General features: G+C 70.9%; 12 protein-coding genes and 1 riboswitch. Of the genes, 7 read left to right on the plus strand and 5 right to left on the minus strand.

Translation table 11 applies throughout. The features are described from left to right. Positions 1-14 precede the first annotated feature (14 nt). Positions 15-93: riboswitch (ZMP/ZTP riboswitch) on the minus strand. Together purN and ABLE68_RS02815 are read right to left on the minus strand one after the other, a co-directional pair. Continuing rightward, a complete protein-coding gene (gene purN / locus ABLE68_RS02810) occupies positions 90-695 on the minus strand; it encodes a phosphoribosylglycinamide formyltransferase (RefSeq protein ID WP_348869650.1) in 606 nt (201 codons plus the stop codon). (Overlaps the previous riboswitch by 4 nt.) Next, on the minus strand, positions 692-1,951 hold the full coding sequence (locus ABLE68_RS02815) for a cell division protein PerM (RefSeq protein ID WP_348869652.1): 1,260 nt from the start codon (positions 1,949-1,951) through the stop codon (positions 692-694). The genes purN and ABLE68_RS02815 overlap by 4 nt, the downstream gene beginning before the upstream one ends. Before the next feature lie 93 nt (positions 1,952-2,044). Between ABLE68_RS02815 and ABLE68_RS02820 the strand changes: the two genes are divergently transcribed. The 6 genes from ABLE68_RS02820 to ABLE68_RS02845 all read left to right on the plus strand — a co-directional run bounded on the left by ABLE68_RS02820 (position 2,045) and on the right by ABLE68_RS02845 (position 7,902). Then, positions 2,045-3,877 (plus strand): SigE family RNA polymerase sigma factor, encoded by a 1,833-nt coding sequence (locus tag ABLE68_RS02820; RefSeq protein ID WP_348869653.1) that lies wholly within the window; start codon positions 2,045-2,047, stop codon positions 3,875-3,877. A gap of 112 nt (positions 3,878-3,989) precedes the next feature. Then, complete coding sequence (locus tag ABLE68_RS02825; protein ID WP_348869654.1) at positions 3,990-4,484, plus strand: RNA polymerase sigma factor; 495 nt, start codon at positions 3,990-3,992, stop codon at positions 4,482-4,484. Continuing rightward, complete coding sequence (locus ABLE68_RS02830) at positions 4,477-5,844, plus strand: hypothetical protein (RefSeq protein WP_348869655.1); 1,368 nt, start codon at positions 4,477-4,479, stop codon at positions 5,842-5,844. Before ABLE68_RS02825 ends, ABLE68_RS02830 begins: the two co-directional genes overlap by 8 nt. Positions 5,845-6,004: 160 nt before the next feature. Then, positions 6,005-6,181: a hypothetical protein gene (locus ABLE68_RS02835; protein WP_348869656.1), complete on the plus strand. Its 177-nt coding sequence runs from the start codon at positions 6,005-6,007 to the stop codon at positions 6,179-6,181. After that, positions 6,159-7,187: an HNH endonuclease signature motif containing protein gene (locus tag ABLE68_RS02840; RefSeq protein WP_348869657.1), complete on the plus strand. Its 1,029-nt coding sequence runs from the start codon at positions 6,159-6,161 to the stop codon at positions 7,185-7,187. Before ABLE68_RS02835 ends, ABLE68_RS02840 begins: the two co-directional genes overlap by 23 nt. A 76-nt stretch (positions 7,188-7,263) precedes the next feature. Next, entirely contained in the window at positions 7,264-7,902 is a 639-nt protein-coding gene (locus ABLE68_RS02845; protein ID WP_348869658.1) for a hypothetical protein, read from the plus strand. Positions 7,903-7,977: 75 nt separating this feature from the next. Here the strand turns inward: ABLE68_RS02845 and sucD are convergent, their stop codons facing one another. From sucD to ABLE68_RS02860, 3 genes are all read right to left on the minus strand, one after another. Continuing rightward, the gene (sucD, locus tag ABLE68_RS02850; RefSeq protein ID WP_348869660.1) at positions 7,978-8,874 is read right to left on the minus strand and encodes a succinate--CoA ligase subunit alpha; all 897 of its coding nucleotides are present in this window, start codon (positions 8,872-8,874) and stop codon (positions 7,978-7,980) included. A 10-nt stretch (positions 8,875-8,884) separates the two neighbouring features. Continuing rightward, positions 8,885-10,045 carry an ADP-forming succinate--CoA ligase subunit beta gene (gene sucC, locus ABLE68_RS02855; RefSeq protein WP_348869661.1) on the minus strand — a complete coding sequence of 387 codons (1,161 nt, stop codon included), beginning with the start codon at positions 10,043-10,045 and terminating at the stop codon, positions 8,885-8,887. A 147-nt stretch (positions 10,046-10,192) separates the two neighbouring features. Beyond that, positions 10,193-10,615: a cobalamin B12-binding domain-containing protein gene (locus ABLE68_RS02860; RefSeq protein WP_348869662.1), complete on the minus strand. Its 423-nt coding sequence runs from the start codon at positions 10,613-10,615 to the stop codon at positions 10,193-10,195. A 339-nt stretch (positions 10,616-10,954) separates the two neighbouring features. On the opposite strand from ABLE68_RS02860, the gene ABLE68_RS02865 reads away from it, so the two are divergent. After that, a complete protein-coding gene (locus ABLE68_RS02865; RefSeq protein WP_348869663.1) occupies positions 10,955-11,908 on the plus strand; it encodes a peptidoglycan DD-metalloendopeptidase family protein in 954 nt (317 codons plus the stop codon). Positions 11,909-11,987: the final 79 nt, after the last annotated feature.

An 11,987-nucleotide genomic window follows, 5' to 3' on the forward strand; every position in this document is an offset into this window, starting at 1 on the left:
CTCCTGCTCACGTGGAGGAGCACCCAGGCGGTCGATGCTCCCGACGTTTCACTCCCTGGTGGTCACCCACCTGCGCCAGTCGTGTGAGGTCACCCTATCCGGACCCGACGGCCCGTCACGACGAACCCCTCGCGGGCCATCCGGCCCACCGCGTCGACCAGCATCGCCCGCTCGGCGACCTTGATCCGCTCGTGCAGCGACTCGACCGTGTCGTCGTCCTCGACGGGCACCACGGTCTGCGCGACGATCTGCCCGGTGTCGACGCCGGGGTCGACCACGAAGAGGGTCGCGCCGGTGACCTTGACGCCGTACTCCAGGGCATCGGCGGGCCCGTGCATGCCGGGGAAGGACGGCGACAGCGCCGGGTGGGTGTTGACCACGCGGCCGCCGTGGCGGGTGAGGAAGGCGCTCCCGACCAGCTTCATGAAGCCGGCGAGGACCACCAGGTCGGGCTCGTACGCCGCCACCGACTCGGCCAGGGCGGCGTCCCAGGCCTCGCGGGTCGCGAAGTCGCCGACCTTGAGGACGAACGTCGGCACGCCGACCCGTTCGGCACGGCTCAGCCCCTCGATGTCGCCGCGGTCGGCACCCACGGCGACCACCTCGGCGCCGTACGCCGGGTCGGCGCACGCGTCGAGCAGCGCCTGGAGATTGGTGCCGGAACCCGACACGAGCACGACGAGGCGGGCAGTCACTCGCCGGAGTCTAGGGTGCGCCGCTGCCACCAGGTCATGAGCACACCACCGACCGCGCCGCCGAGCCCGAAGGCGGTGACCGCGTGGACGAGGACGTCGCCTGCAGCCGGGCCGACGTCGGCCATCCGGCCGGGGCCGACCACTCCCCCGGCGACCAGGGCGAGGATGCCGAGCAGCACGCCGGCGAGGACGCCGCCGACGCAGCCGCGCATCACGCCCTCCTCCCACCGCAGGGTGGGGTTGCGGCGCTGCGCCCAGGCGGCGGCGAGCGCGGCGACCAGCGGCGGGATCGCCACGAGGTAGGCGGTCCAGGCCGGCGTCGGCCCGCTGTCGGGCAGCGCCGCCAGGAGCGGGAACATCGGGACCGGCCCGAGCGAGACCAGGGTCGGCGAGACCAGCGTGCCGGTGCCGACCAGGAAGCCGGGACCGAGCAGGTAGCTGCTGGTGAAGACGACCGCGTTGGGGACCAGGGTCGCGGTGAGGCCGGTGTAGATGGTCGCGTCGCCCGCGCCGGTGTGCAGTCGCGACATCACGTTGACCGCGGCGCCGAAGTCGCTGACGAGGGCCGCGAGGAACACCGCGGCGGACACCGCGAGGAAGCAGCCCAGGATGCGCAGCGACCCGGCCAGGGCCGCGCGCAGCCAGCTCGGGACGAACGCCGCCCAGATCGCCAGCCGGCCGGAGCCGGTCGCGATGCCGGAGAGGCCGAAGGCCAGGCAGAGGACCAGCGTGCACCCGATCACCCGCGCGGTGGACGGCGCCGTCTCGGGCGTGGCCGCGAGGCTGCTCGTGACGACCGCGACGACGACGTACCCCAGGGTGAAGGCGGTGGTCGCGACCGCGACCGTCCAGTCGCGCTCGCCGTCGGCGATCCGGTCGGCGTCGGGGCCGTGGCCCGAGATCGCGTCGCCGACGCGGTGGCCGACGCGCCAGATCGTCCAGGCGCAGAGCGCCGTCATGCCGAGAGGGACGACGGTCAGGGCGACGCCGGAGACGTGGATACCGGAGCCGTGGGCCAGCAACCAGCCGAGCGCCCCCACGCGAAGACCGTCGCGTGGGGTTCCGTGTGCGCCTGCATCGGCGAGGAACCAGCCCACGACTCCGAACGCCAGGCAGATCAGGAGGGTGGCGGCGGCCGCGGCTGCACCACCCAGGGTCGCGACCAGGAGGAGCGGAGCGCGGTGCCGGGGGTCGGTGCTGCTCCGGCCGGGGGCGGCCGTGGTCGGACCGAAGGATCCGGGGAGCAGCGAGGTCATGGTCGAACCATCATCACCCGGTCGCGGCGCAGGATCGGGGCGCACACGCCGTTTCGGCGCGGATCGCGCCCTCGGGCTACCGTGGATGCCGCCATGAGGGAGCCCGACGAGTTCGACCAGTTCTACAAGGACGTCCGCACCCGCCTGCTGCTGCTGACGTACTGCCTCACCGGCGACCTCTCTTCCTCCCGCGCAGCGGTCCGTGACGCGTTCGTGGTCGCCTGGCACCACTGGCGCAAGGTCTCCCGCGTCGAGGACGCCGAGGCCTGGGTGCGGGTCCGGGCCACCAGCCGCGCGCAGCGCCGGCACACCGCCAAGCTCTGGCACCGCGAGAAGGGCCTCGACGCCGAGGTGAAGGCGACCCTCGACGCCCTCGGCAAGCTCTCGCTGACGCAGCGCAAGGTGCTGCTCACCACGGAGCTGACCAGCGCGTCGCTCGCCGAGATGGCCCGCGAGGCCGGGCTGACCCGGATCGACGCCGAGCGCGAGCTGCAGACCGCCACCTCCCAGTTCGCGCTCAACCGCGAGGTGCCGACGACCAGCATCCGCGCCGTCCTCGAGGCGGTCCGCCCCCACGTCGAGGACTCTCCCTGGCCCCGCGCCACGATCATCCGGCGCTCGGGCGCCGCCCGGCGGCGTACCCACACCGTGATCGGGGTCGCCGCCACCGCAGCGGCCCTGGTGCTCACGGGAACGCTGGTCACCGATGCCGACGGTGTCCGCCCGACGCTCGCCGGCGAGCGGATCGAGCCGCAGGACGGCCCGTCGCACCGGCCCACGGTCGAGCCGGTCGACGTGCCCGAGGACGCCATGCTCACCGCCGAGACCGTCGCCGGGACCGTCCCCGGCAAGGGCTGGAGCGTGGTCACCACGAACGACAACGCCGAGGGCGACGGTCTGGCCATGACGTGCCAGCGGGAGAGGTACGCCGACCCCGGTGCCGACGCCGCTCTCGTGCGCACCCTCGAGGCGGACCCCCGGACGAAGAAGTCCCCCGAGCCCACCACGGTGCAGACGTCGGTGGTCTCCCGCACCACGAAGACCGCCGGACGGGCGTACGACGTCACCGCGGCCTGGTTCGCCGGGTGCCAGGACGACCGCGCGCAGCTGGTCGCGACGTACGAGCTGCCCGGCGTCGGGGACGAGGCGGAGCTCTTCGCGCTGCACACCTGGGCCGACCCGCAGCAGACCGTGCTGGCCGGGGTCGCCCGCACCGGCCGCTACACGACGACCGTCGTGAGCACCTCCGGCCCGGTGGGCGCGCCGAAGCCGGCCGAGGTCGCCAAGTTGCTGGCCGCAGGCGTCGACGGCCTGTGCGGGCTCGAGGGCGCAGGCGACTGCTCCGGCGACCCGAAGCCGCGCCCGACCGCTCCGATCCCGGTGGCCTCCGCTCCCGCGATGCTCGACGTGGTCGACCTGCCACCGGTGAAGGGCATCGACCAGCCCTGGGTCGGCACCGAGCCGCGCAAGGCGCTCGACAACGCGGCCGCGACCACCTGCGACAAGACGGACTTCGGCGGCGCCATGAGCAACGCGATGACCCGCACCTTCCTGATCCCCGGGGCCGAGCTGCCGGACGAGTTCGGGCTGACCGAGACCGTGGGCACGCTGCCGGAGGCGAAGGCCCGGGCGTTCGTGGCGGACATCGACACCTTGCTGTCCGGCTGCTCGAAGAAGCACATGGGCACCGAGGTCCAACGCCTGCGCCACGTGAAGCAGGCCGGGCGCGACCTGTCCGTGTGGCACGTGACCACCGCGATCACCGACGACAGGTCGGTGAGCTACCTGATGGGCATCGTCCGTGACGGGACCGCGATCGCCCAGGTGGGGTTCGTGCCCGACAAGACCGTGACGATGACCGACGACGCCTTCATCGGGCTCGTCGAGCGGGCCCTCGAGCGCGCCCCGGAGATGCCCGCGCCGTAGCTCCCGAAAATTTCTGTGATCCCGTGCAACCGTGGTGCGAACTCGGGCGTATCCACGGTGACATTCACTCATTCAGCAACCAGCTGACGGGCACGAGACGGGACACAGGTCGATGGACGAACGCGAGTTCGACGACTTCTACGTCGCGTCGTTCCAGCGGATCACCGGGCAGGTCTACGCGATGATCGGCAACCGCGACGAGGCGCAGGAGTGCGTCCAGGAGGCGTTCGTCCGCGCCTGGGCACATCGGCGCAAGCTCGACCGTGCCGCCCACCCCGAGGCGTGGGTGCGCACCACGGCGTACCGCCTGGCGGTCAGCCGCTGGCGTCGTACGTCGCGGGGCCGGCGGCCCGCTGACCGCGCCCTCGGCGCGGCCACCGAGACCGCCGCCCCGAGCGAGACCCACGTGGCGCTGGTCGCCGCACTCAAGCAGCTCCCCGAAGCGCAGCGGCAGGCGTTGGTGCTGCACCACATCGCCGATCTCCCGGTCCAGGACGTGGCCCGGGAGGTCGGCGTACCCGAAGGAACCATCAAGGCCCGGCTCAGCCGCGGCCGTGCGGCGCTCGCCGCGTTGCTCGCAGACGAGGAAGGACTGAGCCATGCCTGACCCGATGGATGAGCTCGAGAACTTCACCAGCCCAGGACTCACCATGGACCCGCTCCCCGCAGCCGAGGTACGCCGCCGCGGCACCCGCCTGCGCCGGCGCAACACCGCGCTCGCGGCCGCCGGCGGGGTGCTGGCGGTCGCGGTGATAGCCACGCCGTTCGCCGTCATGGCAGACCACACGGGTTCCTCGGAGCCGCAGCCGGCACCTTCGCCGTCGGCCTCGTGGCAGCAGACCATCCCGGCCGACTTCCCGCTCGCGGAGGGCCTGCCGACGCCGGTCGACACGACGTCGACCTACGCCTCCCCGGTCACCGACGTCTGCAAGGGCATGGCCTGGGACACCGCCGGTACGACGGACCTGCGACAGGCGACGTACACCGCGTCCGAGGGTGGCTCCACGCACACCCTGGCGCTCTACTCCACGGAGCGGGACGCCGAGCGGACCCTGCTGAGCCTCCAGGCGGCGGCGCAGGCGTGCGCTGTCCAGACCGACGGCCAGGACCGGACCGTCGAGCTGCTCACCACCGGCCAGGACGGCGAGTCCCTGACCTACGCCAACCATTACAGCGACGGCGGCGACCTCGACGCGGTCCGGTTCGTCCGCGCCGGCAACGCCATCCTCCAGGCCACGAGGTACTCGATCGGAGTCCCGGCGCAGGACACCGCCGACCAGGTCGTCCAGGAGTCCGCGACGGTCGTCGACTCGATGTGCGTCTTCTCCGCCGCGGGCTGCGACGCCCCGACGAACGCGGTCGACCCGACCCCGGACGGCTCGCCGGCCGTCACCACCGTCCCGGCCGACTTCCCGCTGCTCGACGGTCTGCCCACCACGGCCGCGACGAAGGACTTCGGGCGCTACGGCCCCAAACCGGAGAAGGGGCCCCTGGGAGTGATCGGGTGCACGAACGACGTCTCCGTGGCCCCGTCCGGCACGGTGGAGCGTCTCGGTGGCGGCTGGACCGACCCGGCCGAGGCCCGCGTCCGTCAGCTGATGACCTTCTCCTCGGCTGACGAAGCCACGACGTACCTCGACATGGTCTCGAACGAGACCAGCTGCAACCCCCAGGACGTGGGCGACGGCGTCACCGAGATCCACTCCGGCGCCGGCTCGGACCTGGGACTCGGCGACGAGGCGCTCATCGCGGTCACGTGGTACCGCCACAACGGCAACCCGGCCCCCGGGTTCCGGATCACCGAGCTCGTGCGCGTGGGCAACGCGGTGATCGTGCAGACCCGTACGGCGGACGGCTACAACGACCCGGTCACCTCGGCGTACCTCGAGCAGATCATCGGCGAGAGCGACCAGAGCCTGGCCGGCGTCGTCGACGCGATGTGTGTCTTCGCCGCTACCGGCTGCTGACGTCACCGGTGGTTGAGGAAGGCGCTCTGCGCCTGTCTCGAAACCCCCGCACCCAACAGGCGTCAGCGACCGAAGAGAATTTCCTGAAGAGTGTCCACATCCCGGTCAAACACAGGGTTCTGAGCACTTGACTGTCGGTGGTCAGTGCTTGGGTTGAACCATGACCACGACAGCAGACCTCGACTCCCCGACCGGGGTCCTCGACGCTGTCCGCGACGTCCATGCGTCGATCACGGAGCTGGAGATCGACAAGTTCCGCCTCGCTGTCGAGTGGGCAGTCATGCACCCCCGCCGAGTCGATCTGGAAGGCCGCGATGGTCGACGGCACCGAGTGTGAGCTCGCGATCGCCGGACCCGGCGCACCCCTGGTCGCGGAGTTCTGCGTCGCTGAGCTCGCCTTGGCGCTCGGCATGTCGACCGATGCCGGGAAGCGGTACCTCGGTGATGCAGTGGAGACCCGCTACCGACTCCCTCGCCTGTGGTCACGGGTGATGCGCGGTGAGGTTCCGGTGTGGAAGGCCCGCCAGGTCGCCACGAGGACCATCGGCCTGTGCGCTGACGCGGCCGGGTTCGTGGACACCCACGTCGCATCCGTCGCGCACCGGTGCTCCTACGCCCAGATCGACCGGGCCGTGGATCATGCACGGGACATGTTCGACCCCGACGAAGCCGAAGCGAAGCGCGCCGAACAAGCCGAGCACCGCAACGTGAACGTGCGACTCGGTGACGTCACCACCGACGGGCTGGTCTACATCGAAGCCACCACCGACCTCGCCGACGCCCTCGCCTTCGAAGCCCAGCTGTCCGCGAAGGCCCACGACCTCCTCGACACCCACCCGCACCTGTCCCTGGACGTACGCCGGTCCATGGCGTTGGGCCACCTCGGCGACGGGGTCAGCCGGGAGCTGGTGATCCACACCCACCACGACACCTCGAGCACCGACGGCCTCGTCCGGGTCGACAACACCAAGTCGTGGATCACCGTCGAACAGCTCGGCGAGTGGTGCCAACAAGAACACACCCGCGTCACCATCCGACCGGTGCTGGACCTGAACGAGCACCTCCACACCGACAGGTATCAACCCACGCCAGAGATCCGGGAACAGGTGATCCAGACCCACCCCAGCTGCGTCTTCCCACGGTGCACCCGACCATCACGACGCTGCGACCTCGACCACGTCGTCGGATGGCCTGAGGGCTCCACCGACTCCCTCAACCTGGTCCCGCTCTGCCGGAGCCACCACCGCCTCAAGACCCACGGCGGCTGGACCTACGAACGCCTCGGACGCACAGCCTTCCTCTGGACCAGCCCCCTCGGGCAGACCTACCTCCGAAGAACCTGACGCCCCACACCCCGCCGCCGGCGGGGCCATCAGCACGCCTCGGCAACCACCTCGCGCGTGGTGGAGTCCCACCTGCATGCCCACCCTGCTCGCCCTGCTGCTGTGCGCCCTTCTCGTCCACGCACCGGCTGCCGCGTCGGCACCGCTGGCGGTGCGGACGGCCCACCACGCGATCCCCGACGACTTCCCGCTGCTCGACGGCTATCCGCCCGACCGCAGAGCTGAGGACGACGGCTACGGACGCCACGGACCCAGCCGGACGATGAAGCCGCTGCGGTTCGATGCGTGCGGACGGCAGGTGGGCGCACCCCGCGGTGTCGAGCGACTGCGCGGCGGGTGGACCAACCCCGAGGACTTCCGGGAGCGCGAGCTGCTGGCCTTCCGGACGGCGGACCGCGCTCAGGGCTACGTACGCGGGGTGCTCCACCTCTTCGCCGCCTGTCCCGAGGACGGCCCCCGTGATGATCGGCGCTCCACCACGGTCGCGCACCGGACGATCACGACGACGTACGCCTACCGAGGCACGCCACGGCCGGGGATCCAGGTCACCCACATGGTCCGGGTCGGGACCGCGGTCCTTCTCGCGACGACCTACAACGAGGGCGGCGCCGGGTCGCACCCGGAGCAGGAGGCTGCGGCCGAGCGGCGCCGCACGGCCCGGGAGATCGAGGACGTGGTCGAGGCGATGGCGAGGTTCCGCACGACCCCGAAATGACGTCGACCCGCCCGAAACGTTGAACGGCGAGCTCGCAAGCTCGCCCGCTTCGGGCGGGTCGACGTACGGAGTGGATCAGAGGGACTTCAGGATCTCCCGCATCAGGTGGGCGGTCTCGGACGGCGTCTTGCCGACCTTGACCCCGGCGGCCTCGAGGGCCTCCTTCTTGCCCTGGGCGGTGCCCGCACCGTCGGAGACGATGGCGCCGGCGTGGCCCATGGTCTTGCCCTCGGGAGCGGTGAAGCCGGCGACGTAGCCGACGACCGGCTTGGTGACGTGCGCCTGGATGTAGGCCGCGGCCTTCTCCTCCGCGTCGCCACCGATCTCGCCGATCATCACGATTGCCTTGGTGTCGGGGTCCGCCTCGAACGCCTCGAGGGCGTCGATGTGGGTGGTGCCGATGATCGGGTCGCCGCCGATGCCGATGGCGGTCGAGAAGCCGTAGTCACGCAGCTCGAACATCATCTGGTAGGTCAGCGTGCCCGACTTCGACACGAGCCCGATCGGGCCCTTGCCGGCGATGGTGGCGGGCGTGATGCCGGCCAGCGCCTCGCCGGGCGTGATGATGCCGGGGCAGTTCGGGCCGATGATGCGGGTGCTCTTGCCCTGGGCGTAGGCCCAGAACTCAGCGCTGTCCTGCACCGGGACGCCCTCGGTGATGATCACCAGGAGCCCGATCTCGGCGTCGATGGCCTCGATCACGGCGTCCTTGGTGAACGCCGGCGGCACGAAGGCCACCGAGACGTCGGCACCGGTCTCGGCCATCGCCTCCTTGACGGAGCCGAAGACGGGCAGCTCGACGGTCGCGCCGGAGGCGTCGACGTGGCTGACCGTGGTGCCGGCCTTGCGAGCGTTGACGCCACCGACGACCTGGGTCCCGGCCTTGAGCATCAGCGCGGTGTGCTTGGTGCCCTCGCCGCCGGTGATGCCCTGGACGATGACCTTGGAGTCCTTGTTCAGAAAGATCGACATGTCTTCGTCCTTACGCGTTCGCGAGCTCGGCGGCCTTGTCGGCCGCACCGTCCATCGTGTCGACCAGGGTCACCAGCGGGTGGTTCTTCTCGTTCAGGATGCGGCGACCCTCCTCGACGTTGTTGCCGTCGAGGCGTACGACGAGCGGCTTGCTGGCCTCGTCACCGAGGATGTCCAGCGCGCCGACGATGCCGTTGGCGACCGCGTCGCAGGACGTGATGCCACCGAAGACGTTCACGAACACGCTCTTGACCTGCGGGTCGTTGAGGATCACGTCGAGGCCGTTGGCCATCACGGTCGCGGACGCGCCGCCACCGATGTCGAGGAAGTTGGCGGGCTTCACGCCGCCGTGCGCCTCACCGGCGTACGCGACGACGTCGAGGGTCGACATGACCAGGCCGGCGCCGTTGCCGATGATGCCGACGGAGCCGTCGAGCTTCACGTAGTTGAGGCCCATCTCCTTGGCCTTGGCCTCGAGCGGGTCGGCCGCGGCCTTGTCCTCGAACTCGGCGTGGTCCTCGTGACGGAACTCGGCGTTCTCGTCGAGCGAGACCTTGCCGTCGAGCGCCTCGAGCTTGTCGCCGGCCAGACGGGCCAGCGGGTTGACCTCGACCAGGGTGGCGTCCTCGTCGACGAAGACCTTCCACAGGGCGAGCACGGTCTGCACGGCCTGGTCGGTCAGCGCCTCCGGGAAGCCGGCCTCGGCGACGATCTCGCGGGCCTTGGCCTCGTCGACACCGGCGCCCGGGTCGATCGGGATCTGCTTGACGGCATCGGGGTTGGTCTTGGCGACCTCCTCGATCTCCACACCGCCCTCGACGCTCGCGATGCACAGGTAGCGACGGTTCGCACGGTCGAGCAGGAAGGAGAAGTAGTACTCCTCCTCGATGCTCGCGGCCGGGGCGATCAGCACCCGGTGGACGGTGAGGCCCTTGATCTCCATGCCGAGGATGTTCGACGCGTGCTCGAACGCCTCGTCGGGCGTCTTCGCCAGCTTCACGCCGCCGGCCTTGCCTCGGCCACCGGCCTTGACCTGGGCCTTGACCACGCAGACGCCGAGCTTCTCGGCGGCGGCCTTGGCCTCCTCAGGGGTGCTGGCGACGATGCCCGGGGTGCCCGGGACGCCGTGCTTGGCGAAGAGCTCCTTCGCCTGGAATTCCATCAGATCCACAGATCCACCAAGTCTCTAGTTTGCGGAGCTGGGCAGGGCGCGCAAGACGCCGCCACGTGCTCAGGGGTGTCCCTCGCACCCTAGACCCGCCCCACGGCGTACGACGAGGCCGGGTGGACGTGACGTGGGGCACCCCGGACGAGCGTTTCAGCCGGGAAAGGTCTCCGCGACCCACCCGGTGATGTCGCCGGTCGTCGCGCCCGGAGTGAAGACCTTGGCGACCCCGATCTCCTCGAGGACCGGCATGTCCTCCTCGGGGATGATCCCGCCGCCGAAGACGACGATGTCGGAGGCGTCGCGCTCGGCGAGCAGCTCGATCAGGCGGCGGAAGAGGGTCATGTGCGCACCGGACAGCACCGAGAGGCCGATCAGGTCGGCGTCCTCCTGGATCGCGGTCTCCACGATCTGCTCGGGCGTCTGGTGGAGCCCGGTGTAGATGACCTCGTGACCGGCGTCGCGGAGCGCGCGGGCGACGATCTTCGCGCCCCGGTCGTGCCCGTCGAGGCCGGGCTTGCCGACCACGATCCGAATCCGCTGCGACCCGCCTGAGGTGACCTCGCCACTGACCATGTCCGGAGGCTAGCCCAGGGGTGAGGCTCGACACGTCGAGGGGTTTGGGTAAAAGGTGTCCGGAACGCCTCTCACGCGGTCGCCAACGGCCGATGAGATCTGGTGAACGACTCCTCGGGAAGTGGCTCCCGCCAGAAATATGCACAAGATCTGGCGTTGTTTTACGGACACCGTGATCCGTCCGTTACAGTCGGGCCTCGCCGTCTGAACCTCGAACAGCGGAGTAGCTAATTCATGGGTAACCACCGAGCGGAACGTCGCGGCCCCGGCCGCCGTCCCTCGGACCCCTCGACCCCTGTGGTCGGGAAGCGTCGTGCAGAGAAGCCCGGCCGTCGGTCCGTGTCCCCCGTCGTCACTCCCGCGGCGGACGCGGTCGAGGTCCTCCGCGACGACGAGAACACCCTCGTCCTCCCGCTGACCCTCGGTGCCGACGCTCCCGAGCCCACGCCGCAGCCCGCGACGTACGTCAGCTCGCGCGTCGTCGGCGTCCGCGCCGCCCCGGCGCCCCGCACCGGCCCCTCGCAGCCGGGTGCGCGCCGCAGCTCCTCCCGCGCTCCCCTCTTCCGCGGCCTGCCCTCGGCGCCGGTCCTGCTCGGGATCGCCGCGCTGGCCATCTCCGCCGGCGGTGCGGTCACCGCGGCCGGCAGCCTCGGCTCGGACGAGTCCCCCCGCTTCAGCCAGGCCAGCGCCCTCAGCGGCGCGAGCGCCATCTCCAAGGTCAGCCTCCTCGACCGCAAGACGGTCAGCCGCGACTCCCGCCGCGACGCGCTCGACGACGCCAGCGACGCCACCCTGGTCGCCCAGGCCGAGGCCCAGCTGCGCGACCGCGACACGGCGCTCGCGAGGTTGACGGCCCAGGCTCAGGACCAGGCGGACAAGCTCCGGCTCAACCAGTGGGTCACCCCGGTCCTGCCGGGTGACTACCACCTGACCGCACGCTTCGGCGACTACAGCGGTCTGTGGTCGCACTACCACACGGGTCTCGACTTCGCGGCGCCCAGCGGGACGCCCATCCACGCGGTCGCCAACGGCGTGGTGACCTCGGTCGGCTACGACGGCGCCTACGGCAACAAGACCGTGGTCACCCTCGATGACGGCACCGAGCTCTGGTACTGCCACCAGACGTCGTACATCGTCAACGTCGGCGACACCGTCACCGGCGGCGAGGTGATCGGCTACGTCGGCTCGACCGGCAACGTGACCGGCCCGCACGTCCACCTCGAGGTGCGACCTGGCGGCGGCGACCCCGTCGACCCGTACGAGGCGCTCATCGCCCACGGCGTTCAGCCGTAGCGAGGTCGAGTAGCCGCGCGACCGAGGAGCGAGGTCGCGACTGGCGTATCGAGACCCAGCCGACGACTCTGACGACCTC

The sequence above is a fragment of the Nocardioides pollutisoli genome (assembly GCF_040045055.1).
Classification (GTDB): domain Bacteria; phylum Actinomycetota; class Actinomycetes; order Propionibacteriales; family Nocardioidaceae; genus Nocardioides; species Nocardioides tweenelious.